Origin of the sequence: Brevibacillus sp. HB2.2 (assembly GCF_013284275.1) — a bacterium.
Classification (GTDB): Bacteria; Bacillota; Bacilli; order Brevibacillales; family Brevibacillaceae; genus Brevibacillus; species Brevibacillus brevis_D.
The window spans coordinates 94,133-118,127 of record NZ_JABSUV010000002.1 but is presented as its reverse complement, the minus strand read 5'-3'; the positions used below and the strand labels follow the sequence as shown (position 1 = coordinate 118,127).

The window sequence follows — 23,995 nt, the reverse complement described above, 5'->3', positions numbered from 1 at the left end:
GATGACGAAGAAACGCTGTGATTGAGAAATCCCCAGAGAGCCGATGGTTGCTGCGAATCGGCGATTTCTCCCACGGTTAAGCACTTCTGAGCTGCTGCGTTGAAAATGGATTCACCATCCAAGTAGACGCAAACGGTAGAACCGTTATCTCTTTTAGGTCATGTACCTACCAAGGCTCTTTTTTGAGAAAAAAGGAGCGAATGAGGGTGGCACCGCGAAGCAAAGCCTCTCGTCCCTCACTGTTCTGTAATAGGAGCAGTGTGAGAACGGGAGGTTTTTTTGATATGCACTTATTTAGGAGGAGAGAACCATGTTTGCAGACAAAATGATTTTGAGAATCCCTGGCCCTACCCCTATTCCACCACGTGTCCAAACGGCGATGAACCAACCGATGATTGGACACCGCAGCGGCAAATTTTCCGCTCTTTTTGCCCGTACTGCTGAAAGACTGAAGCCTTACTTTGGCACCAAGCAGGACGTATACATCTTGGCAGGTAGCGGAACGAGTGCACTGGAGATGGGCGTCGTAAACACTCTTCAACCAGGCGATGAAGCTGCCGTCCTCGTCAGCGGTGCATTTGGTGAGCGCTTTGCAAAAATTTGTGAGCGCTACGGCATCATCGCCCATCGCGTGGAAGTGCCTTGGGGCAAGGCGGTTACACCTGAGCTGATTGAAACATTCCTGCAAAAAAAGCCACAAATAAAAGCCGTATTTGCTACGTACTGTGAAACATCCACTGGGGTAGAAAATCCGATTGCTGACTTGGCGAAAGCAATCCGCACTCATTCGGACGCCCTCTTCATTGTGGATGCGGTAAGTAACCTTGGTGCGGTTCCATGCGAAATGGACGCTTGGGGTGTCGATATCGTAGTAACTGGCTCGCAAAAAGCTTTCATGTTGCCAACAGGCCTTGCCTTCCTCGCTGCGAGTGAACGCGCATGGCAAGTGATTGAGCAAAACAAATCGCTCGCCTTCTATTTGGACCTGAAAGCATACCGCAAGAGCTTGGCCGAGCAAACAACACCGTATACGCCTGCTGTATCCCTCATTTTCGGTCTCGCCGAGGTATTGGATATCATGGAGGAAGAAGGCTTGCCAGCTATCGTAAAGCGCCATGAACTAATGAGAGACATGACTCGCGCAGCGATGAGGGCATTAAACATAAAACTGATGGCAGAAGATCAGTACGCATCTACGACCGTTACTTCTTGCGATCCTGAGGGTACCTTTCATGCCGAAGCTCTCCGCAAAATGTTAACGCAGCAATTCAATATCACAATTGCTGGCGGCCAGCAGCATCTGAAAGGCAAGATCTTCCGCATCGGGCACATGGGTTATTGTGAGCCATTGGATGTCCTGCAAGTCATTTCTGCGATTGAATTGTCGCTTCACCAAATCGGTGCTCCAGTTGAACTGGGTGCTGGTGTAAAAGCTGCTCAGGAGGTGCTCATCGCACATGTATAAAGTACTCATTACTGACCCACTTAGCGAATTTGGAATTCAACAGCTCTTGGACGCTTCTGATGTAGAAGTTGTTCGTCAAACAAACCTCTCCCCTGCCGAACTAATCGATGTGATTGTCGACTACGATGCACTCCTCGTACGCAGCCAGACCCAAGTAACAGCAGAAGTACTTTCTGCCGGCAAAAGGCTGAAGGCTGTCGGTCGCGCGGGTGTTGGGGTCGATAACATTGATATCAACGCTGCCACCCAAGCAGGTATTCCGGTCATCAACGCTCCGGACGGCAACACCATCTCCACCGCAGAGCATTCGTTTGCCATGCTGATGGCTGTCGCTCGTAACATCCCTCAAGCTCACAAGAAGCTAGTAGACGGTACATGGGATCGCAAAAGCTTCCAAGGGGTTGAGTTGAACAACAAAGTACTCGGAGTCATCGGTATGGGGCGTATCGGTTCTGAGGTTGCGAAACGTGCGAAAGCATTTGGCATGACCGTCATGGGCTTCGATCCTTTCATGACCGAGGAACGTGCGCAAAAAATGGGTGTAACTAACGCAACTGTGGATGAAATTTGCCGCAAAGCAGATTTCATTACGGTCCATACTCCGCTGACAAAAGAAACCCACCATATCATCAGCACGCGTGAATTCGCGAAAATGAAAGATGGCGTTCGCTTGATCAACTGCGCTCGCGGGGGAATCATTGACGAGAAGGCTCTCTACGAGGCGATTACCACTGGAAAAGTCGCGGGTGCAGCTCTGGATGTTTTCGAAGAAGAACCACCTGTAGACAACCCTCTCGTCGGTCTGCCTCAAGTGGTAACGACTCCACATCTGGGAGCTTCGACCATTGAAGCACAGGAAAACGTGGCCGTAGACGTATCGGAAGAAATCCTGAAGGTTCTTCGTAACGAGCCATTCAAAAACGCCGTGAATTTGCCTTCGATTCCTGCACACGTGATGGAAAAAGTCCAACCGTACTTTACGTTGGGTGAAAAGCTGGGCCATTTCCTTGCCCAAGTGACAGTAGGTTCCATTTCGGAAATTTCCATTAAATATAGCGGTGAATTGACGGATGTAGACACGTCCCCGCTGACTCGCACAGTCCTCAAAGGTGTACTGTCCTTCCGTCTAGGCGAGGAAGTCAACTATGTGAACGCCCCGATTCTAGCAAAGGTGCGTGACATCACCGTAACGGAGCAAAAGACAGCACAAAACAAGGGCTTTACGAACTTACTGACTGTTAGCTTAAAAACGACGCAAGAGACACGCACAGTGGCTGGAACGCGACTCAATGGTTACGGTGCACGTATTGTGAAAATTGACGACTTTGCGATTGACGTAGCGCCTGAGGGCTATCTGCTCTACATTCACCATAATGACCGTCCAGGTGTGATCGGACGTGTCGGTTCCATCTTGGGTGAAAACAGCGTGAACATCGCAACGATGCAGGTAGGACGCCGTGATATCGGTGGAGACGCGATCATGATGCTCTCTGTCGACAAACCATTGACGCCAGAGCTTCTCGATACGATGGGCGAGCTGGCGGAAGTGAAAAGCGTTACACAAATCGAACTGTAGCTTCTCCCTTTCACAGAGAATAGACCTGGCCTTTTGCCGGGTCTTTTTCTTTACCCTGATTTTGGTTAGAGCTATAATGGGACAAGATAATTCTGCACACCAAGGAAGGAGCTTCTTATGACGAATCAGGCATTATTCGCTATTGGTATCTTTTTAGTTACCTATGCATTTATTATTAGCGAAAAGTTACATCGAACCATTGTCGCCATGTCTGGCGGAATTCTCATGGTCTTGTTCGGGATCATTACACAGGAACAAGCAATTCACCATATCGACTTCAACACGCTCGGCCTACTGATTGGGATGATGATCTTGGTTGCCATTACGGCGCAGACCGGTGTTTTCAAGTATGTAGCCATCCGTGCAGCAAAGATCGCAAAGGGCAAACCGATTCGTATCCTCGTCTACCTGAGCTTGATCACGGCCATTGCCTCCGCCTTTTTGGACAACGTTACTACTGTACTTCTCATCGTACCTGTGACGTTTAGCATCGCGCGCCAGCTCCAGCTTAATCCGATTCCTTTTTTAATCAGTGAAATTATCGCCTCCAATGCTGGAGGAACTGCTACGTTGATCGGTGATCCACCGAATATCATGATTGGCAGTTCTGTGCCGGAGCTTGATTTTATGAAGTTTCTCGTGAATTTGAGTCCAATTATCATCGTGATTATGGCTGTCACCGTTGTTTGCTTGGTGCTCATATACCGTAAGCAGTTAGTAACATCACCTGAGTTGAGTGCAAAAATCATGCAGTTAAATGAGCGTGATGAGATTACCGACAGCCGTTTACTGAAAAAGTCCTTAACCGTCATGGCGCTGACGATTCTAGGCTTCATGCTGCACGGAGCGCTTCATTTAGAATCGGCCACGATCGCTCTGACAGGTGCTTTTCTCTTACTTCTGCTAACAGGAGAACACTATCTAGAAGATGCGATAAGCAAAGTGGAATGGAATACGATCTTTTTCTTCATTGGTCTATTTGTTCTCGTCTCCGGTTTAGTTGAAACTGGTGTGATTGCAAAACTCGCCAATGAAGCGATGAAATTGACAGGTGGAGATTCACTTAAAACCTCCCTGTTAATCCTCTGGTTGAGCGCAATCGCCTCTGCCTTTGTTGACAACATCCCATTCGTTGCTACCATGATTCCGATGATCAAGGAAATGGGCTCCCTCGGGATCACCAATTTGGAGCCGCTTTGGTGGAGCCTTGCACTCGGGGCGTGTTTAGGTGGTAACGGTACTTTGATTGGGGCTAGTGCCAACGTGATTGTGGCTGGCTTGGCTGCCAAGGAAGGATATCATATCGGCTTTTTCAGCTTTATGAAGATCGCCTTCCCGTTAATGATCCTGTCAATCTTGATTGCTCATGTCTACGTTTATCTACGCTATTTTATTTGGTGAGGAGGAATCACTCTTGTTCCATTACACCTATAATCAAGAGGAAATCGAGATCAAGGAACAAATTTCACAGCAAGATGCTACCTACCATATTGTCGTAAAATCTGAGTCCATGCGAGCTCGTGTCAAAGAAGTTCGTCGTTATTTTGAAGGGAACAAAGACTATACAGATGTCCTGTTTTTTTCACGAGAGGATGGTTCCTTTGAAGTAATCGTCCGTCTCAATATGATTGAATCCTTTTTGATTCATGCCTTTCGCTTCAAATGCTTGCAATCGATTAGTTGGGAATAAAAAAACTCCGCCGTTTCTACATACGGCGGAGTCTTTTTATCTACAGAATGGAAAGGATATCGCGCACATCATCGAGAATAAAATCTGCTTTTTCCTCTTCAAACTTGCTGCGCGCATCTTGACCAGACAATCCAGTCAATGTCGCTGCAAACTTGCAACCGATTGAGCGAGCCGCTAGAAAATCAGCGAGTGAATCGCCGACGATCAGCACCTCTTCTCCATTTTCGATTGGTAATGAAAAATGGACAGCATCGCTAATCGGTGCATCGAGTCCGAGCAACCCTTTTACATAGCAATAAGGGTGTGGCTTGGACATAGGCGCAAAGCTAGGAAATGCTTCTTCCGCATCGAGTACGTGAGAGGCAGTTACGACACGGTTCGGGTCAAACCATTCCAGTATGTTCATCTCACTGAGGGGAACATGCGTCTCAATGGTAGGACGCCCTGTTCCAATTCCCAGTGTGTATCCTTTTTCTTTTAACGTGCGGAACAACTCGACCATTTCTGCAGGTGGTACAATCGGAATCTCGTCTGACAAGAATCCCTTCTTACCTGGCTGCATGGTTTCACGCCCAATCGATGCCGCCACACGTTCGTCACCGAGATACCATTCTTGAAACGTCTTTTGAATCAACTGCCATAGATCACTATTGCGAGAGAACATTTCTGTTGCAATACCGCAACGCTCTTTTGCAATCTGATTCAAGTAGAGCAGCATTTCTGCTTTTTGTGCAGAACCTTTGGCAAAATCAGCGGTGAACGCTGCGTAGTCTACCTGGAAATCTGGCGCATAAGTGGCAGCCCACTCTTTCACTTTTGCCAGTTGCGGTCGATCGATTTGTTCGACAAGAAGGCTCGTTGCTTCTGGAACTTGCGTTTTAACCACTTCAATCAAACGAATCAATTGATAGGAAAACGCGAGGAAAACCATGTCCCAGTTGGAATTGATTCCACGTGACTTGATAAAGTTTAGCACTTCATCATGAGCGAAAACTTGCTCGCGCACTCGTCTGATTTGCGCTTCTTCTGGAGAAGCTGTGAATTCCTCACCAGCAAGCCCTACATACTGCGGGCTGTACAAAAATTCCCACACTGTCAATGCAGAAGCATCAAAGTATCGCTCTTCACTCAACATAACCCCATCAACATCAAATAAGATCGTTTTGATCATTTCTCTCTACACTCCTATTTGTTTTTATGCAGCATCAAGGCGATTGTAAAAGTCGTTCCCTCACCCAGTTTACTTTGCACACTAATAGTGCCCCCATGTGCTTCGACTAGGTTTTTCGCAATGGCTAGTCCAAGACCAGTCCCACCAAGTCGTCCACGTGTACGAGCCTTGTCAGCTTTATAGAATCGCTCAAAAACAAACGGCAAATCTTCTTGTGGGATGCCACTGCCTGTATCGCTGATCTCAACCAGCAATGTTTTATCCCCGCGAGCCCGAATGGTGACGCTTCCTCCACTTGGCGTATGTCGCAGCGCATTATCGATCAAGTTCGTTAGCACTTGCTCCATACGATCAGGATCAATGAGCACATGGGTATGCGTCGTCGATATTTCAAGGAAGAGATGGATTTCGCGTTCTCGCGCCAGATTGGTGAATTTTCGTTGAATGCGCTCCAAATACGGACGCAGCTCCATCGTCTCCTGGAACAATTCAACATGCCCCGCTTCCATCCGTGCCAGGCTAAGCAATTCATTCACCAGCTTGGTCATACGCGCTGACTCATCATAGATAATCTGCGCCAATTCTTTATGCTCTTCCGGTGTCGCTACGATATCATCCACAATCGCTTCACTGTACCCTTGCAACATGGATAGAGGTGTTCGCAACTCATGGGATACGTTTGCCACGAAATCATTCCGCATCTTATCCAGCTTTCGTTCCTGTGTGATGTCTCGAAGAACAGCAACCGCTCCACGGATTTGATCCTTATCGTTCAAAGGTACCATGACAACAGACCATATCCGCCCTTGAACAGGGATATCCTCTATCACTTCCTGTCCGGTTTGCAAAACCTGCTGATAGAACGGGAACAGTGGCACAGGCTCATCCGAATGCTCGAAATCCCAATCTCGCAAAAATCGTTCCGCTGGCGGATTCGTTACGGCCAGCTTACCGTTCGCATCTATCATCACAACACCATCTACCATGCTTCTAAGAACGCTCGCCAGCTGCTCCTTCTCTTTGGACAGTGCATCGACTAACTGATTGAGCTTGCTTGCCATCGTGTTAAACGAAGCTGCCAGTTCACCAGTCTCGTCTTGGGTCCTGATCGGGATTTCAGCATGAAAGTCTCCTTCCGCAATACGATGCGCCGTTTCTTTCATCTGACGTAATGGAGTCGCAATACGCGATGAGAGGAAAAAGGCGAATACAGTGGTAGAGACAAATCCGATGACGCCAACCACAAAGATTAAAAATCTGACTTCCCTAACCGTATCATCAAAATCTTCAATCGCCTGATACATGACCACTGCGCCCGTTTTCCCTGCTCCCATTTCTAAAGGAACAGCAACCGCAAGAAGTTCATGCTTGTTATTTGTACGGTCAGCGGATTTATTCACATCAATATATATCGTTTTGGTTGCCGGATGCTTGCCTGCCAGCGCATCAGTCAAACCCAATGCAGGATTTTGGAGCAAAAGGTCTATTGGAATACGAGGAAGCCCAGCCCCTTCGCTCATACTGACTTGCTTTCCTTTTTCATCTAGAATGACCATGCCCGTATGATGGACCAAGCCAAACCTGGAAGCCATCTCCATAGCGGCTGTCATATCTGGACTTTGCGCCAAACCGACTGCGATACCGTCTGCCAGATCATGCAAATTTTTGGACTGCCGATTGCTATAAAAGCTGTCAAAGGATTGAACGAGCAACAAACTGAAGATCGTCAAGACGAGAGCAAATAAAGCAATAATCGTCATCCATAGCTTTCCGACTACACTGCGAAAAATAACGTCCACTTTACTTAGGCACCTCTAGCTTGTATCCGACGCCCCAAACCGTGGCGATCATATTGGCTGCTTGTGGAGAAACACGGTTCAATTTTTCGCGGAGACGCTTGATATGCGTGTCCACCGTACGCAAATCGCCAAAGAATTCATAGTGCCACACATCTTTCAACAGTTCTTCACGCGTAAACACTTTATCCGGCGACAATGCCAGGTAGTGCAGTAGCTCATATTCTTTTGGGGTCAGGCTCACCTCTTGGCCACTTGCGATGACTTTGTGTGCATCGTGGTCAATGGTCAATTCCGGGAAAACAAGAACAGAATGACTGTTGAATGTCTCTGTCTTCAAATACGCTGTTGCAGACGAGCGACGAAGAATCGCTTTTACCCGGTACATGACCTCACGTGGGCTGAACGGTTTCACGACATAATCGTCTACCCCTGCCTCAAACCCGTGAACGCGGTTCGTTTCTTCCCCTTTTGCCGTCAGCATAATAATAGGAGTTGCCTTGAATTCACGAACACGCTGGCATACCTCGATCCCGTCCATACCTGGCAGCATTAAGTCGAGCAAAATGATATCATAGTCACTGCCCACAGCCATTTCGACAGCTTGCTCTCCATTATCTGCTTCATCAATCAGGAAGTTTTCTCTTTCCAAGTACATTTTCAGAAGTCTGCGAATGCGCTCTTCATCATCCACAACGAGAATACGTGCCATTTTTTCCATCTGGAACACCTCTTGCTCTCATATTATCGTAAAACTGTTAGAAGATAGTCCAAAAAGCTGGTGGTAAAACCAGCTTTTCGAGGAATTTCTACACCCCAGCGTAAGAGTGCAGACCAGCAATGACCAAATTGACCACGACCAGTGTAATCAAAATAATGACAAAGCCGATGACGGACATCCATGCTGATTTTGCACCGATCCATCCTCTGGATAGACGCAAGTGCAGGTAGGCACTGTAGAAGAGCCAGACAACTAATGCCCATACTTCCTTCGGGTCCCACCCCCAGAATCGTCCCCATGCCTCTTCTGCCCAAATCATCGCAAAGATAAGGGCCCCGAGAGTAAACACCGGATATCCGATACTGATTGCTCGATAACTGATTTCGTCCAGAAGCTCCGGATCGACGCCCTCAACTGAAGGCTTGATAGCAGCCCCTAATCGTTTTCGGAAAATTAAACGCAAGCCGCCATACAAAATTGCCCCTGTCAGGACTGACCACAGCATCGTGTTCAATTTGCGTGCGGCGTCTTTTCCTTCCATCCAGGTAGGTGCCTCAAAGAGTGGTGACATTGGGCCTTCCTTGATGATGGTTGAATCAGCAGGCGCAACAATTGCAGGCAGAATGTACTCCACTTTTGGTTTTACCTTCTGACCCACAGCATTCATTTCTTCTTTCTTCATCTCAAATACTGTCTTTTGATCCATCCGCGCAAACGTAGAATCCATCAAAATGAATCCAACGAGCATCAGAACTACAGCCAGCACGATCTCCAGCCATTTCGTGCTTTTGGTGGAAATATGCTGCGGAACGGTACGGATCAAATACATGAGACCCGCTGCAAAACCAACCGCCAAAATACCTTCACCCAGTGCAGCGGTAGTCACGTGAATATGCAACCAGTAACTCTGCAAAGACGGAATCAATGCGGTGATTTGCTTCGGGAACACGTACGAATACGCGAGCATGATCACCCCAAGCGGAAGGACAAACGCTCCAATCGAAGTCAGCTTGTAAATCCGGTAAATAATTAAGTAGGCCAAGATAATACAGTAATCCAAGAATGCCATAAACTCAAACATGTTACTCGTCGGGCTATGGCCGCCGGCAATCCAGCGAGCAGCCACATACCCTGTTTGCGCCACAAAACCGATAACGGCTAACCAATACGCAATCCGTCCATAGCGCCCTTCATGTTGTTTGGGATCACGCCCTGCCCAGTTTTTTCCCGTCACGGCTACAGCGAAGAAGATAGACGAGATCACGTAGAGCAAAAACGCGATATCCAATAACCAGTCACTCAGTTGGATGAGCTGCACGTTGTTAGTACCCCCTTTGAAGCTTTAGGCCTTGGCCTTTGTTTTATCTTCTATCGTGACAGGGAGCTCCGCTTGTTTAACCAGCCCGTCTACTTCCCTACGAAGACCGAACCAGTTTTTATTCGTATGAGCCGCTACCATGATACTTCCCTCTTGCGTTTGTACCCAAACCCGGCGATGTTGCCAGAACACACCGATTGCAACGCCCGCAAGGAAAATGAACGAACCAAAATAAATCAGTGGCAATGCTTTGTCCACCCGTACATTCAGCCCCGCAATATCGACCAAATCAGGCATTTTGATGTCGAGTCCGTAACGAGGATCATTTTTCTGCGTAAGAATGGTTCCTTCTAGATAAACCAATTTTTCATTATAATTGCCCTTGTCTCCAATGAGCTCCAATGCGACCATCGGATTTTTTGGCAAATTGGTTTTTGTCGCAGGCTTCCCATCTTTCCCCATTATAAAATCGGGGAAGTAATCCAAAATCCGTACTGTGAACCCATCTGCAATGGTTTGCTCTGGCTGTGGATTGTACAGATCAATTTTGATAAGGCCGACCTCTTTTTTATTGTTTTTCAAATCGACCACTGTAAAATTGAGCGCTCCAAGCTGCATCTCTTGCACGCCGCTCTGATAAATGTAGAGGCTGTCCTGTTCCATCGGATGATTCACGACGATCGGCCCCTTCTGCACTTCTACCAAATCCGGCTTTTTCCCTGGAACGTCAGCGCTTTTATTTTTATACAAAATGGCATCTGTCTGGTAGCTCTTCACGATGGCTCCGCCCTTAAGCTCCAGTTGCTCCGGCATTTCTTCTTCTGACCAATACTCTGTCGTGTAGTTCTCGTTTTTTATGTAATAAGGGGTATTCGGAATCGCCATTGTTTGTCCCTCACGCACCCAGACGTACTCGTCCAAGTAAAAGCCAGGCAGGCTTCGCATTAAGGTACCGACCAAAAACAAAATCAATCCAATGTGATTAATGTAAGGACCCCAACGGCTAAAACGGCCTTTTTCAGCCATAATCGCTCGTTCTGTGCGAAAAATGCGGTATCCTTTTTCTTTCAATGCCAGAGCAGAGGCATCCAGTATCGCTTCGTGATTGGCTTCTGGAGCAAGCTCACCCTCTGCAAACAGCTTTTGCCCTTTCAAAAAGGACTTGTGCTGGTTCAATCTCGGCTTGTTTAACGCTTTATACAGCGGTACTACCCGGTCCAGACTACAGATAACCAAAGAGGTACCGAGCATAACCAGAAGCGTCACAAACCACCAGGACGAGTACATATTGTGAAATCCAAGGCCGTAAAAAATCGTACCAATCATTCCATATGTTTCTGTATAAAAGCGGGCAACATCTGCTTCTGTCGGTACGGGTACTGGTATGTACATTTGCTGCGGAAAGATGGTTCCAACTGCGGACGCCACCAAAATGACAATAATGATACCGATTGCAATTTTGACCGAAGAAAAAAAGTTCCAGACTCGATCGATTACCTTCGTGTTATTCGTTTGAGAACGTCTTGCCATTCCTTCATAACGCATGTCAGGAAACGATGTCTGCTCGTGGACTTCCACATTCAAAGGCTTCCCGCAAGACTCACAGAGCAGCGTCCCAACCGGGTTGGTATGACCGCATTCGCATTTTCGCTGATCCATCATTGCTCCTCACTTACGGCAAGATTTTTGTTATTTTCGACTCAATCATCGCTTCATCTAACTGCCCGATGAAAACTTCCTTCACTTCTCCATCTGGATCGATGAAAAAGGTTGTCGGAATCGGACCGATTCGATACAACTTTGTAATTTCCGATTGGCGATCGAGCAAAATAGGGAAGTCAATCCCGAACTGCTTTACAAATGGGTCTACGGCAACTGGAGATTCTCCGATATTGACGCCAAGTACAACCAATCCCTTGTCTTTGAATTTCGTGTATTGTTTTTGCAATGCTGGCATTTCTTTCTTACAGGGTTCACACCATGTGCCCCAGAAATTCAGAATAACGCCCTTTCCTTTCAAACTTTCCAGAGTCAGCTCTGGCCCATTCAATTGTTCCAAACTAAAATTCGGAGCGTCGCTTCCTACTTTCACAGCACCGGGGTCCTTCACAAAGCTGGAATAAAGTGCAAAGACCAGCGCTACAAGCAAAACACCCAATACCGCGATCCTGACATATGTACGATTGCTTTTGTTCATGACGCCTACTCCCATCTACTGCTAATAAATTGCATCCTTTTTCCATTCTATTATAGCGTTCCTAGTTTTTCCGACAGCGCACAACTTATGAACAGATTTTGAACGAATCAATGTTTCGAACGCGGGCTGCGTTTCTTTTGAACCAATCCCCGCTTCAAGCTCTCCACTTCCTCATGAGTGAGCTTGCGAAATTCGCCCGGCTTTAGTCCATCTAATGTGAGAAACCCTAAACGGATTCGCTCCAATGTTAACACCGGATGACCGATCGCCTCACACATTCTGCGAACTTGGCGGTTTCGTCCTTCATGTATGGTCAGTTCTACCAATGCCCGCTGGCTGCTAGACTCTGCCTTTAACAATTTTGACTGACCGGGGGAAGTCATGCCGTCTTCCAAACGAATGCCGGTTGCCAGCTTGCGCACTTTTTCCGGACTGGGGATTCCCTTTACCCATGCCCGATACACTTTATCGATTTCATAGCTTGGATGGGCCAGCCTGTTGGCGAGCTCCCCGTCGTTCGTCAAGAGCAACAAGCCGGAAGTATCGTAATCCAAGCGACCTACTGGATATACCCGTTCTTGAATTCCCTTCAACAGATCGATCACTACCCTTCTGCCTTGCGGGTCTGTGACGCTCGTAATGACACCCGTAGGCTTGTACAGCAAGAGATAAACATGTTGCTCCAGCTTAATCTGCTGTCCATTCACCACAATTTTGTCTTTGAGCGGATCGACTTTTATTCCTTGCTCTCGTACAACTTGGCCATTTACCTGCACCTTGCCTTGCGCAATCAATTCTTCACAATGGCGACGAGAGGCGACTCCAGCATGCGCCAATACTTTCTGTAAACGTTCCATCGTTGGTTCACCTCTACAACATCATACCCATTCTTACTAGTGTGGACAAGAAAAAGGGAAAAACTTCCCCATAACGAAGAGGAAGTTTTCTATGCCTACTCTATTTGAGCTCTTTTAAGCGAAAATGTAGGAGACAATGAGCAGCGAGAAGATGACACCTGCCAGGTCCGACCACAAGCCTACCTTTAGTGCATACGCAGAATTACGAATGCCAACTGCGCCAAAATAAACGGTTAAGACGTACAGTGTCGTATCTGTACTCCCTTGCATAGTAGCGGCCAGTCTACCCAAAAAAGAATCGGGACCGTACTGCGCGATCAGATCTGTTGCAATCGCAAGTGAGCCTGTACCCGTCAACGGACGAAGCAACGCCAACGGGACCAGTTCTTCCGGAAAATGCAGCAGGTCAAGAAGCGGCTTAAGGGCGCGAAGCAGTAGATCCAATGCTCCTGACTCCCGAAACATACTCACCGCGACCATCATGGCGATCAGGTGCGGGAGTATGCGAATCGTAGTGGTTAAGCCGCCTTTTGCTCCATCTACAAACGTCTCGTAGACGGGGACTTGTTTCCGCCACCCATACAACAAGACAAAGGCAATCGTAACGGGAATGGCCCAAAGAGAGAGCAGGGATACCCATTGGTACATAAGGACTCCCCCTATCTGTGTCTTCGTATATGCCGATAACGATACATCCGATCAATCAACAGGGCGACAATGGTGGCAGCAAAGGAAGATAACAGCGTAGTACCGACGATTTCTACGGGGTTCACGGACCCATACTGCATGCGGATCGCGATCATCGTCGTAGGAATAATCGTAATGCTTGCCGTATTAATCGCCAGCAGCGTACACATGGCAGGCGAAGCGTTTTGCTTATCTGGATTCAGCTTTTGAAGCTCTTCCATTGCTTTTAGCCCCATTGGAGTTGCTGCATTTCCAAGCCCGAGCAGGTTTGCGCTCATATTTGAGAGGATATAGCCCATGGCAGGATGCCCTTTTGGTACATCGGGAAAAAGGACTTGGATGATCGGAGACAACACCCGCGCCAATAGCTCAAGGAGTCCTGACTTTTCAGCAATCCGCATCATTCCCATCCAAAAGGCGAGAACACTGAGTAGTCCGAGACAAACCGTAACGCCCGTCTTGGCTCCCTCAAACGCTGCTGCGTTGATCGCTTCCATCCGCCCTGTCACGGCCGCAACGACAATGCTAATGACAATGAGCCCGAGCCATATGACATTAAGCACTCCACAGCCCCCCTGACACTATTCCCCAAAACTGCTCCCACATTGAGCGTGAAGCTTGCGGAGCTGCTAACGTCGGCGTATCCACATGAACCAGCAACGGAACCTGCCCAATCCTCTTTTCCTTTAAATAAAGTTGAAGAAATCCCGCTAGTTGACCATTCATTTTTGATGTTACCGTTGATTCTCCCATAACGACACGCTTGTGAATCGCCTCTATCTCTGCCGTTTGCAGTGGATACTGAAAAGCGTTTGTTGTGACAAGATGAGTTCCTGCTTCAAGTGTGACTGGCGTGTCAGGCTTTACCTCCTGCCCATTTTTGACCAGTTCTTGTAGCGGATAATTCGCAAAACCCCAGTCCATCAGCTTGGCCGAGTCGTTCCAGTCATCAGAAGCATTTAGAGTAATCGTCGCCAACTGCCTTCCATTCCGTGTGGCAGAGGAAGCCAGGCAGCGCTTCGCGAGCTTTGTGTATCCCGTTTTCACACCATCAGCACCATTGTAGAGGTGAAGCATCTTGTTTTTGTTCAGCAGGCGCCGGTCCCACTGTTCGCCTTCCCATGAAATATCCTTGACTTTCGTTGAGACGATTTGACGAAATACCGGATTATGTAAGGCGTAGGCGGACAGCTTTGCCATGTCTTCCGGAGTAGAGTAATGCTGGTTACTGTCATCTAAACCATGTGGATTGGTGAAATTCGTATGCTCCATTCCAATCATGGCCGCCTTTTCATTCATCAAGTAAGTGAATCCGGGGACTGATCCTCCGATGTGCGTTGCGATGGTGACAGCCGCGTCATTGCCAGATCGCAGCATCAAACCGTACAGCAGTTCTTCCAGCGTGAGCTTCTCCCCATTTTTCAAGTAGATCGATGACCCTTCCACCCCTACTGCTTGTGGTGGTACCGTTACCTGTGCATCCAATTTGCCCATCTCGATTGCTACGATCGCTGTCATCGTTTTGGTCAAACTCGCAATCCTCATTTTTTTCGTACCGTTTTTGGAATAAAGAATCCGTCCACTCTCGACATCGATTAGTGCTGCCCCTTCTGCTGACAAGCTAGGTGGAGCTGCAGCAGCCTTTACCACTGCTGCCGGCGCAAGAGCCATCTGTATAAAAAGAAAAACGACGAGTACGCCGGACAGATATTTTCGTATGTTCATAAACGTCCTCCCCATTTGAAAACTTGGCTCAACCTTGACTATAAGTCAAGAGAAAAGCCGTCGTTATACCACGATACACAGGTTTGTACCATAGTATATGGGGACGAGTCGTATGATAGTACGAAAAACTGTCCGGGCTGTAACTAGTCGTTTGTCGCTTCTTCTGCTTTTCCGAATAGCGCTGATGCTTCTAGACGCGCTTCTTCAATGTCAAGATTGACAGGCGGTTCTGGCAAATCCTCCAGTTCCCGTAGACCAAAATGCTCCAAAAATTCTTTGGTAGTCGCGTACAAAATGGGGCGTCCGATCCCCTCTGCTCTCCCCGCTTCGCGAATGAGTTGTTTGGATAAGAGGGTGTTCAGTGCTTTTTCACATTTAACGCCACGGATTTCTTCAATCTCCGAACGGGTCAGTGGCTGCTTGTACGCAACAATGGCGAGAGTCTCCAATGCTGCTTGGGATAGCGTTGACTGACCTGGCGATGTTGCTAGCCGTTCAAAATAGGGTACATGCTCGGGCAGCGTGGTCAGCTGATACGCTTTTGCCACTTCCACGATTTGAATACCGCGTCCTGCCCGGCGGAAGTCAGCTTTCATGTCTTCGATCAAATCGATGACCTCTTCTTCCGACACCTCAGTAATTTCACTGATTTCTTTGGCATCGATTCCTTCATCACCCGAGATGAACAGCAAGCCCTCGATTACGCCTTTTAGCTTGTCATAGTCCATCAGTATGGGCTCCTTCCATTCCGTTTTCACATATGATGATGTCTTGAAACAATTGATTTTGTACACACGTAATGTGCTTGGCCTTCATGAGCTCAAGCAAGGCGAGAAAGGTCGTCACAATTTCTGTACGCGTCGCACCTTGCGTAAACAACTCAGAAAAACGAACCATCCCACCGCTGCGTACCGCTTGGCGTATCTCGGTCATCCGATCCTTGATCGAGATTTCGTCGCGCGACACCGTGGTCATCGGTTCTTTTTCTTTCGTTTTCTTTACCAGCTTTTCCAACGCGTTGATCAAATCGTAGAGGGTCACATTCGTTACGGTATGATCCTCTTCACGCACGTAAGGAGACAAATTTTCTGCGGGACGCGTAAAGACTTGATTACGACCGATTTCCATTTCTCTCAGGTTCTCGGCGAGCATCTTATATCGCTTGTACTCCAACAGACGCGCAACCAGTTCTTCACGCGGGTCTATCTCGTCGACATCCATATCGAGGAACTGCTGAAAGACATGCTCCTCCTTTTTCGGTAACAGCATCTTGCTTTTAATAGAGAGGAGCGTAGCCGCCATGACTACGAACTCACTGGCCACATCCAGTTGGAGCTCTTGCATCTTGTCAATCGTCGCGAGGTATTGCTCCGTAATTTCCGCTACCGGTATGTCGTAGATGTCCACCTCAGCCTTGTCGATCAGATGGAGCAACAGATCGAGTGGTCCCTCAAAGGAATCAAGTTTGATGCTGTAAGCCAAAAGTCGTCCCTCGTTTCCGTTAGATGAACACGCTTAAGATACTATTTCCAATTCGTTGAACCAATTCTAGAGCAATCCCGTGGGGAATACCAAAAACGATTGTGCTGACCCCCGGAATAAAGATGAGTAATAGGAGAATCCACGGCCCGTATACTTCATAATTGTAAAACTTTCCATCCCAACTCCGCGGCGACAAAAATCGCAGTATTTTGTAACCGTCCAATGGCGGAATCGGCAAAAGATTGAAGATGAAAAGAGCTGTATTGATCAAAACAGAAAAGCGTAGTGTCAAATCAATTGCGTAAGCCACTTTTTCTTGCATGCCTACCAGCACTCCGGAATTCACTACTACGAAATACACCAAGTAAAACAAAACCGCGAGTATCAGGTTAATGAGTGGACCTGCAAAAGAAACGTAAACAATCCCTAATCGCTTGTTCCCACGGAAATTCAGAGGGTTGATCGGCACTGGTCTCGCCCAACCAAATGGACCAAACAGAATGAGAATCAAACCAAATGGATCAATATGCGGGATTGGATTTAATGTTAAGCGGCCCTCCGATTTCGCCGTATTGTCACCCAACTTCCAAGCAACAAAGGCATGCGCCCATTCATGCAAAGTGAAAGCGATAACGAACGCAATTAAGCGAAACGGTACCGTTTTCCAATCAAAGTGAAAAAGATCCATTGCTTCCTCCAATCATGCGCGTTCAAAAAGTCATCTTTTTGAACAACCCCTTATAAAAATCGTCTATCTTCTAGCATACCAGCAGATAGATAGGCTTACAACCCCATTCAAAACTGCCCTAACATGCATCCTGACGAAAAAACACCGACAAGGTTTCCCTCATCGGTGTTCATTTCACGAAACTTTTATTCGCCTACTTTAACTGTACCCATTTTATCGCCTTGTTTGATTGCATCAACGTGTTCCATACCGGAAGTGACGCGACCAAATACGGTATGTACGCCATCGAGATGAGGGAAAGCATCATACAAGATGAAGAATTGGCTTCCGCCTGTGTCTTTTCCTGCGTGTGCCATGGACAGGTAACCGCGCAGGTGCTTGTGTGGGTTTCCTTTTGTTTCACATTTGATTGTGTAACCAGGACCGCCTGTACCTGTTCCGTATGGGCATCCGCCTTGTGCTACGAAGCCAGGGATAACGCGGTGGAAGGACAGACCGTTGTAGAAGCCTTCGTTGATCAATTTCTCAAAGTTTGCAACTGTGCCCGGAGCTTCTTGATCGAACAGCTCCAGCTCGATTTGGTTACCATTTTCCATGGTGATGAGCGCCTTTTTCATATGTTGACCTCCATACCTTGTAAAGTTAACGTACCCATTCTACCATGGAGATCGATTGGCGTCCAATTTATCCCTCGATGCGGATCTGCTCTTCGCTAGGCAACTCACAATCGGTAATAAAAACGGTCCCCGCCTTTGCTTTTGCGACCATTTTCACGTATGCTGCCTTCTCTGCAATTTGTTCCGCACTGGTGTACTTCCCTACGTAAAGGACGACACCTGCCATCGACATCGAGAGCTCCTGACCGTCCCCCATTCTGCGCTTTTCATAAATGTCCGAAAAGTATGGCGTAAAAGCATCCATGATAAACAAAGCAACATCATTGGCACATTGCGCTGTCGTAATCAAGATAAAATCATCTCCGCCAATATGACCGATGAAGTCAGACCCACTTCCGTACCATTTCGAGGCTTCCCGCAACAAGTTCGCGGTTCGAACAATGATCTGATCTCCCACTTCAAACCCGTAGCGGTCATTAAACCATTTGAAACGGTCGAGATCACAGTAGATGACCACCTGATGATCATTCCGTTTTAGCCGTTGGTTCAATTCTCTTTCAATCTGTACGTTCCCCGGCAATCCTGTTAGCGGATTGGCTGAGCTCGCCATCTCGAGTTTGATGGAAGCCATTTTGTCCAACAGCTTTTGCACAGTAACGATACCGATGTACTCACCATTTTCATCAATAATAATGACCACATCATACAAATGATACGCATCTCTGGCCATTGCCCGCTTCGCTACCTCATCCAACTTGTCGTCTTTGCTAGCTTTTAGCGGATTTGTATTCATGATTTGAGAAACGGGCCTTTCATAATACAGTGCAATTCCGTATTGACCACCGAGAATTTTATACAGAGAAGACCGCATCACAAGCCCGACCGGTATGCCGTTCCCAAGCACAACCACACTTTCAATTCGCTGATTTTGTTCAAAAATCTCATGGATACGTCTTACTTTCACATGCTTTTCAACACTGATTGTCTTCGTCAAAATTTCCGTCATAGCCGGAGTGGGCAGTATTGATGCTGCTTCCTGCTCAATCCGCTTTTCCATCGAAAACCGCAGAAAGTTCATTGCCTTTCCACATAGCTGCGCCATCCCTTTATCCGGCTTGCCTAAATAGTAACCCTGTCCGTAGATGACACCGACGTCCATGAGCGTTTCCAGCTCACGTTCTGTCTCGATCCCTTCTGCTATGATTTTGCAGTTCACCTTGTCAGCAAAGGATACAAACGTTTCCAACAACGCCTGTTTAATCGGATCGACATCAATATTGCGGATCAAGGACATGTCGAGCTTAATGAAGTCTGGATAGATTTCTGTAATTGATTCCAAGCTGGAGTACCCTGCTCCCGCATCATCTACGGCAATCATATAGCCCTGCTTGCGGTACTCCTCGATGATTTTTCGAAAGACAGTGTAATTCGTAATCGCGTGGCGCTCTGTAATTTCAAACACAATGTTTTGTGGTGTCAGCTCATACTCTGCTAAAAGCATCTGCACTTTGCCACGCAGCAAAAACGGATCGTCAATCGCACGTGGGTCCAAATTGATGAACAGTTTTTCATGAGGCTTCAGGTAGCGGATATGCTCCAATGCCCGTTTGCGACATATATGCTCCAAACGAAACAAAGTATCTGTCTCTTGTGCATAATTGAACAAGGCAGCCGGAGTTGCAAAGAGACTGTTGACTGGTCCTCGCGCCAGTGCTTCCCATCCCAAAGCTTCGCCATTTGGCAAATGAATGATCGGCATGAAGTGCATCTGAACGTTTTCTTCTGCAAGCAGCTTGTGAAATTGTCTAATGTGCGCATATTTTTCGGAGGTAATCCCATACTTGGCCATATATACGGCATGTTTGACAGAGGTATACATCTCTTTCACGATATCTTCTCCGATGATTTCCGAATAGCCGATATGGACACGAAGCTCCTCGCGATTAACGAAGCTCACTTGTCGATTTAACTGCCGTTCAGCCAGCTCCTGAAAATGAATCGATAGCATTTGACAGTCTTCCTCACTCATCATATTCGAAAAGGAAGTGTAGATGGCAAAATCGTCTCCCCACAGCTTTTGAATTGCGATGATTCTCCCTTTGATTTCAAATGCTTGGCGAGCCACAGCAGGCAAAATGCTTTCGAATATATGAAGAACTCTCTTGGCACTTGTATCTCCGTAGCGATTCTCTACCTCTGTCAGCTTGACGATATCTAAATAAAACATGACGACTTTCTTCTCTCTCTCCACTTCTTGCCGAATCATCGCCTTCATCCATTGGCGTTTGTCCAATGAAATGTAGGGTATTCGTCGAAACCGCTTCATAAGAGTCGACAACATGATGAATCGCTCCCCCTCACCCTTCCATTATGCCGAGAAAACATTAAGCAATCATGAATGAGAGATGAAGGAAATACAAAACCTTCCCAAACAATCAGGAAGGTTTGTGCATTTTTTATGAAATTTAACGCAGAAGCTGTGCGCGTTTTGGCAAAACATCATGACCGACTACTTCTGCGTACGTTTCGCGTCTTACGACTACTTCTGCTTCTCCGTCCTTTACAAATATAACTGCCGGACGAGCGATCCGGTTGTAGTTGTTCGCCATCGAATAACCGTATGCACCTGTACTTGGGACGGCGAGAATATCGCCTGCTTGCGCTTCTGGCAGCTTCACATCCCAGATGAGCATATCACCTGACTCACAGCACTTCCCTGCAATGGATACAACTTCAGTGGCAGGTGCATTCATTTTGTTCGCAATCGCTGCTTCGTATTCTGCATCGTACAAAGCTGGTCGCAGATTGTCTGTCATCCCACCATCGACCGCAATATATTTCCGGACATTGGGAATGTTCTTATGTGACCCAATTCGGTACAAGGTTGTCCCTGCATCGCCTATAATACTGCGACCCGGCTCGATCCAAATCTCAGGTAGAGGAATCGCAAGCGCCGTGAGTTCCTCGCGAACGATATCTGTAATGGCTTTGATATACGTTTCCGCTGGCTGCGGTGTATCGCCTTCTACATACCGAATACCGAAGCCGCCTCCTACATTCAGTACTTCTGGGAGGAATCCCAGCTTTTCTTTTGCTTCGCCCAACAGCTCTGTCAACCGTTTGACAGCGACGAGGAAGCCTTCTGTTTCAAATATTTGTGAACCAATATGGCTATGAACTCCCAATAAATGGAGATGATTGCTTTCGTGAGAGAATTGAATCGCTTCAAGAGCCTGGCCGTTTTGCACATCAAAGCCAAACTTGGAGTCAATTTGCCCTGTAGAAATGTATTCATGGGTATGAGCTTCTACACCCGGCGTGACACGCAAGAGAATGGCGACTTTTTCGTTTCGCTCTTCGGCCAATTGTGCTAACATGTGCAGCTCATAAAAGTTGTCCACAACGAAACAGCCAATTTTGGCATCAAGCGCCATGATTAACTCATCATAAGATTTGTTGTTGCCGTGAAAATGGATACGCTCTACGGGGAATCCAGCTTGCAGGGCCGTATACAATTCGCCGCCAGATACTACATCGAGTGACAAACCTTCCTCTTCAACCAGCTTGCACATCGCCATCGTGCAAAATGCTTTGCTCGCGTAAGCAACTTGGAACGAAAAACCCGTATTGTGAAACGCATTGACAAATTCCCGGCATTTGGTGCGAATTTGTTGTTCGTCATACACATATAAAGGTGTTCCGTAAGTAGCAGCTAGCTGTGTCGAATCACAGCCTCCGATTTCCAAGTTTCCTTGTTCATTCACTCGACTTGTCCCGTGTAAGTACATGTTCCGTTTCCTCCCCAATTCGTTCGCACCGATGATGTATATAGACAACTTTTTATAAAGAAAGGCAACCAACAAGGAGCGTCAGTTGCCATACAGAAACTATTGTTCGTAAGGCTTCCCTACAATTTACTACAAGGTTGTGCGTTTGACAATGGGTGATCCCATCCGTTTTCAGAATATTATTGCCGAGAGGAATTTTGCGAGCGAACGATACTCGGCCTGTTGTTTTTGCTCGGCACAGCCAGCCGTACCACAATATCTTTCATCCCTTTGTAGTTGAATGGAATGAATGGCCATAAGTAGGGCGTATTGAGTGAACGAGTGGAAGCCAAGAAAATCAGGATGAACGTAATCCCGATCATCAGTCCAGGCGTAGAGAAAAAGCCTACCATAAGTATCAAAAACAAGCGAATAAGTCGATTTGCCAAGCTCAGCTCATAGCTGGGAGTCGAGTACATCCCGATTGCCGCCACTGCCAAATACAAAATAACCTCGGGTGCTAGGAGTCCTACCTTGATCGCAACGTCCCCGACCAGAATCGCGGCCAATAAACCTACGGCAATCGAGAGCGGCGCAGGCGTATGAATGGCGGCCATCCGCATCAAGTCCAGACCAAGCTCAGCGATCACGAATTGTGCCAAAATAGGAATGCTGCCCATCTTTTTGATCCCTAAGAAATGAAGCGGCTCCGGTATCATGGAAGGGTGCATGACCAAAAGCAACCAGACCGGTAATATAAAAACCGATGCAAAGATTCCCAGAAAACGAACCCAGCGCAGATAAGCACCGATTACCGGTGTTTGCCGATATTCCTCCGCATGCTGGACATGATGAAAATAGGTGGCGGGTGTGATCATGACACTTGGCGAAGTATCCACATAAATCAGTACGTGACCTTCCAATAGATGTACAGCAGCCACATCGGGACGTTCTGTATATCGGACTAATGGAAAAGGGTTCAACGTTTTTCCGATGATAAATTCTTCGACGGTTTTTTCTGCCATCGGGATCCCGTCAATCTGGATGTTTTGTAGACGCTCCTTCAACGTATGGACGAGCTCTTCATTCGCTACATCGTGCAAGTAGGCAACTGCAACATCTGTTTTGGTACGCTCCCCAATCTGCATGATTTCGAATCGGAGCCGTTCGTCACGTATTCTTCGGCGGGTAAGAGACGTATTGGTTACGAGTACTTCTGTAAAACCGTCATGCGCTCCGCGTACGATCCTCTCCGTATCTGGCTCCTGCGGTGTGCGATTTGGCAGGATTTTGGCATCGAGGATAATGGCCTGGGAAGATCGGTCAATGATCAGACCTACTTGACCGACGAGCAATTTATCCATAAACTCGTCAGTCGTATCTACCTTACTCAGTTGGTAGAAAGGGATGAATTTGTGAAACAAATGGTCGAAAGCGTTGTCAGCCATATCCCGCTCACGTACATCATTCAGCTCACGCATGATCTGTGAAATCAGTAGGCTTTCCGCGAAGCCGTTTATGTAATACAACAACATGCGTGTATGGCCCACATAAAAATCATGGACCCCAATATCAAAACTCTTGCCGACACCAAGTCTGTCGTTCAAATACTTCTGATTCTCTTCAAGATAAGGCGAGATGGGATGACGTTTTTCAGTGACCTGTGCCATGAGCGCCGCTCCTTTCCATTATCCATTGCACCGCTCTCTTCGTGATGGGACAACCGTTTTGCAAGCTGTCCCTCCCCTCCATTTTACCTATATCTCCAATCCCGATGACATTGGGTATATGCAGCGAATTCAAAATGTCTACGGTATCTCCATAAATATGATGCTGAAGTTGCTCATCTGCGTACCCGTCCTTGTCCACCGCTTCGTCTACAATTTGTCCTTGGTTATTGACGGAATAAGCGACCGTCGCACCTGTGACCCATTGTGTATTCGAGGCTACTGCAATCGCACCAATTACTTCAATATCAGGATGCTTCACCACGTATTCGAGTGCTTGTTCCCCTCTCCCCTTGCCGTAATCTCCGTTGTCATCGAACATGACGATAACAGGATCATAAGGTGTCATCTTAATCAGTTCGACCATCTGATTCCCTCGCAATGGAGTCGGATTCCCGGCAGACAGTGAGATACATCGACCACCAAATTGTTTGGCGACATTCTCGATAACCTTTTGGGCAATATGATCACCGTCTGTCACCAATATGACTTTCCGGCGTACTGTGTCCAT

At 47.3% G+C, this 23,995-nt stretch carries 22 protein-coding genes and 1 other annotated feature (1 of these 23 only partly in view); of the genes, 4 read left to right on the top strand and 18 right to left on the bottom strand.

The window, feature by feature from the left end:
• Positions 1-240 (top strand) — a binding site (T-box leader) (it extends 8 nt beyond the left edge of the window).
• 70 nt (positions 241-310) lie between these two features.
• From HP401_RS01825 to HP401_RS01810, 4 genes are all read left to right on the top strand, one after another.
• Complete coding sequence (locus tag HP401_RS01825) at positions 311-1,465, top strand: pyridoxal-phosphate-dependent aminotransferase family protein (protein WP_012686111.1); 1,155 nt, start codon at positions 311-313, stop codon at positions 1,463-1,465.
• On the top strand, positions 1,458-3,041 hold the full coding sequence (gene serA / locus HP401_RS01820; RefSeq protein ID WP_173603856.1) for a phosphoglycerate dehydrogenase: 1,584 nt from the start codon (positions 1,458-1,460) through the stop codon (positions 3,039-3,041). The genes HP401_RS01825 and serA overlap by 8 nt, the downstream gene beginning before the upstream one ends.
• A gap of 117 nt (positions 3,042-3,158) precedes the next feature.
• Positions 3,159-4,442 (top strand): ArsB/NhaD family transporter, encoded by a 1,284-nt coding sequence (locus HP401_RS01815; protein ID WP_173603855.1) that lies wholly within the window; start codon positions 3,159-3,161, stop codon positions 4,440-4,442.
• A gap of 13 nt (positions 4,443-4,455) precedes the next feature.
• Positions 4,456-4,731 (top strand): hypothetical protein, encoded by a 276-nt coding sequence (locus tag HP401_RS01810; RefSeq protein ID WP_041749386.1) that lies wholly within the window; start codon positions 4,456-4,458, stop codon positions 4,729-4,731.
• A 40-nt stretch (positions 4,732-4,771) separates the two neighbouring features.
• Here HP401_RS01810 and HP401_RS01805 read toward each other — a convergent pair whose 3' ends face one another.
• The 18 genes from HP401_RS01805 to spoVAEA form a co-directional block, all read right to left on the bottom strand.
• Positions 4,772-5,902, bottom strand: a complete 1,131-nt coding sequence (locus tag HP401_RS01805) for an HAD family hydrolase (protein ID WP_173603854.1) — start codon at positions 5,900-5,902, stop codon at positions 4,772-4,774.
• 14 nt (positions 5,903-5,916) lie between these two features.
• Positions 5,917-7,701 (bottom strand): ATP-binding protein, encoded by a 1,785-nt coding sequence (locus tag HP401_RS01800; protein WP_173603853.1) that lies wholly within the window; start codon positions 7,699-7,701, stop codon positions 5,917-5,919.
• A gap of 1 nt (position 7,702) precedes the next feature.
• Positions 7,703-8,419, bottom strand: a complete 717-nt coding sequence (locus HP401_RS01795) for a response regulator transcription factor (RefSeq protein WP_012686105.1) — start codon at positions 8,417-8,419, stop codon at positions 7,703-7,705.
• 88 nt (positions 8,420-8,507) lie between these two features.
• Positions 8,508-9,737 (bottom strand): c-type cytochrome biogenesis protein CcsB, encoded by a 1,230-nt coding sequence (gene ccsB, locus HP401_RS01790; protein ID WP_173603852.1) that lies wholly within the window; start codon positions 9,735-9,737, stop codon positions 8,508-8,510.
• 24 nt (positions 9,738-9,761) lie between these two features.
• A complete protein-coding gene (resB, locus tag HP401_RS01785; RefSeq protein WP_173603951.1) occupies positions 9,762-11,396 on the bottom strand; it encodes a cytochrome c biogenesis protein ResB in 1,635 nt (544 codons plus the stop codon).
• A gap of 13 nt (positions 11,397-11,409) precedes the next feature.
• Positions 11,410-11,934, bottom strand: coding sequence for a thiol-disulfide oxidoreductase ResA (gene resA, locus HP401_RS01780; RefSeq protein ID WP_012686102.1), 525 nt, complete (start codon positions 11,932-11,934; stop codon positions 11,410-11,412).
• Between the two features lie 107 nt (positions 11,935-12,041).
• Positions 12,042-12,791, bottom strand: a complete 750-nt coding sequence (locus HP401_RS01775) for a pseudouridine synthase (RefSeq protein WP_173603851.1) — start codon at positions 12,789-12,791, stop codon at positions 12,042-12,044.
• A 114-nt stretch (positions 12,792-12,905) separates the two neighbouring features.
• Positions 12,906-13,439 carry a spore maturation protein gene (locus HP401_RS01770; protein ID WP_007724050.1) on the bottom strand — a complete coding sequence of 178 codons (534 nt, stop codon included), beginning with the start codon at positions 13,437-13,439 and terminating at the stop codon, positions 12,906-12,908.
• 11 nt (positions 13,440-13,450) lie between these two features.
• On the bottom strand, positions 13,451-14,041 hold the full coding sequence (locus tag HP401_RS01765) for a nucleoside recognition domain-containing protein (protein ID WP_012686100.1): 591 nt from the start codon (positions 14,039-14,041) through the stop codon (positions 13,451-13,453).
• On the bottom strand, positions 14,034-15,203 hold the full coding sequence (locus HP401_RS01760; protein WP_173603850.1) for a D-alanyl-D-alanine carboxypeptidase family protein: 1,170 nt from the start codon (positions 15,201-15,203) through the stop codon (positions 14,034-14,036). Before HP401_RS01760 ends, HP401_RS01765 begins: the two co-directional genes overlap by 8 nt.
• Positions 15,204-15,346: 143 nt before the next feature.
• Complete coding sequence (scpB, locus tag HP401_RS01755) at positions 15,347-15,931, bottom strand: SMC-Scp complex subunit ScpB (protein ID WP_173603849.1); 585 nt, start codon at positions 15,929-15,931, stop codon at positions 15,347-15,349.
• Positions 15,921-16,685 (bottom strand): segregation/condensation protein A, encoded by a 765-nt coding sequence (locus HP401_RS01750; protein ID WP_142496195.1) that lies wholly within the window; start codon positions 16,683-16,685, stop codon positions 15,921-15,923. Before HP401_RS01750 ends, scpB begins: the two co-directional genes overlap by 11 nt.
• 19 nt (positions 16,686-16,704) lie before the next feature.
• On the bottom strand, positions 16,705-17,373 hold the full coding sequence (locus tag HP401_RS01745; protein ID WP_064199941.1) for a site-2 protease family protein: 669 nt from the start codon (positions 17,371-17,373) through the stop codon (positions 16,705-16,707).
• Positions 17,374-17,558: 185 nt separating this feature from the next.
• A complete protein-coding gene (locus tag HP401_RS01740) occupies positions 17,559-17,990 on the bottom strand; it encodes a peptidylprolyl isomerase (protein WP_017248063.1) in 432 nt (143 codons plus the stop codon).
• Between the two features lie 67 nt (positions 17,991-18,057).
• Complete coding sequence (locus HP401_RS01735; protein WP_173603848.1) at positions 18,058-20,331, bottom strand: GGDEF domain-containing protein; 2,274 nt, start codon at positions 20,329-20,331, stop codon at positions 18,058-18,060.
• Between the two features lie 124 nt (positions 20,332-20,455).
• Positions 20,456-21,778, bottom strand: coding sequence for a diaminopimelate decarboxylase (lysA, locus tag HP401_RS01730; RefSeq protein WP_173603847.1), 1,323 nt, complete (start codon positions 21,776-21,778; stop codon positions 20,456-20,458).
• A gap of 179 nt (positions 21,779-21,957) precedes the next feature.
• Positions 21,958-23,427 carry a spore germination protein gene (locus HP401_RS01725; protein ID WP_173603846.1) on the bottom strand — a complete coding sequence of 490 codons (1,470 nt, stop codon included), beginning with the start codon at positions 23,425-23,427 and terminating at the stop codon, positions 21,958-21,960.
• Positions 23,411-23,995 carry a stage V sporulation protein SpoVABEA gene (gene spoVAEA, locus HP401_RS01720; RefSeq protein WP_173603845.1) on the bottom strand — a complete coding sequence of 195 codons (585 nt, stop codon included), beginning with the start codon at positions 23,993-23,995 and terminating at the stop codon, positions 23,411-23,413. Before spoVAEA ends, HP401_RS01725 begins: the two co-directional genes overlap by 17 nt.

Bases quoted from the DNA above. Each gene is read 5' to 3' on its own strand.
- HP401_RS01735 (WP_173603848.1), bottom strand. From the start codon at position 20,331: ATGTTGTCGACTCTTATGAAGCGGTTTCGACGAATACCCTACATTTCA.
- HP401_RS01775 (WP_173603851.1), bottom strand. From the start codon at position 12,791: ATGGAACGTTTACAGAAAGTATTGGCGCATGCTGGAGTCGCCTCTCGT.
- spoVAEA (WP_173603845.1), bottom strand. From the start codon at position 23,995: ATGGACACAGTACGCCGGAAAGTCATATTGGTGACAGACGGTGATCAT.
- resB (WP_173603951.1), bottom strand. From the start codon at position 11,396: ATGGATCAGCGAAAATGCGAATGCGGTCATACCAACCCGGTTGGGACG.
- HP401_RS01770 (WP_007724050.1), bottom strand. From the start codon at position 13,439: ATGTACCAATGGGTATCCCTGCTCTCTCTTTGGGCCATTCCCGTTACG.
- resA (WP_012686102.1), bottom strand. From the start codon at position 11,934: ATGAACAAAAGCAATCGTACATATGTCAGGATCGCGGTATTGGGTGTT.
- lysA (WP_173603847.1), bottom strand. From the start codon at position 21,778: ATGTACTTACACGGGACAAGTCGAGTGAATGAACAAGGAAACTTGGAA.
- HP401_RS01805 (WP_173603854.1), bottom strand. From the start codon at position 5,902: ATGATCAAAACGATCTTATTTGATGTTGATGGGGTTATGTTGAGTGAA.
- HP401_RS01795 (WP_012686105.1), bottom strand. From the start codon at position 8,419: ATGGAAAAAATGGCACGTATTCTCGTTGTGGATGATGAAGAGCGCATT.
- HP401_RS01815 (WP_173603855.1), top strand. From the start codon at position 3,159: ATGACGAATCAGGCATTATTCGCTATTGGTATCTTTTTAGTTACCTAT.
- HP401_RS01745 (WP_064199941.1), bottom strand. From the start codon at position 17,373: ATGGATCTTTTTCACTTTGATTGGAAAACGGTACCGTTTCGCTTAATT.
- serA (WP_173603856.1), top strand. From the start codon at position 1,458: ATGTATAAAGTACTCATTACTGACCCACTTAGCGAATTTGGAATTCAA.
- scpB (WP_173603849.1), bottom strand. From the start codon at position 15,931: ATGGACTATGACAAGCTAAAAGGCGTAATCGAGGGCTTGCTGTTCATC.
- HP401_RS01740 (WP_017248063.1), bottom strand. From the start codon at position 17,990: ATGAAAAAGGCGCTCATCACCATGGAAAATGGTAACCAAATCGAGCTG.
- HP401_RS01825 (WP_012686111.1), top strand. From the start codon at position 311: ATGTTTGCAGACAAAATGATTTTGAGAATCCCTGGCCCTACCCCTATT.
- HP401_RS01725 (WP_173603846.1), bottom strand. From the start codon at position 23,427: ATGGCACAGGTCACTGAAAAACGTCATCCCATCTCGCCTTATCTTGAA.
- HP401_RS01760 (WP_173603850.1), bottom strand. From the start codon at position 15,203: ATGAACATACGAAAATATCTGTCCGGCGTACTCGTCGTTTTTCTTTTT.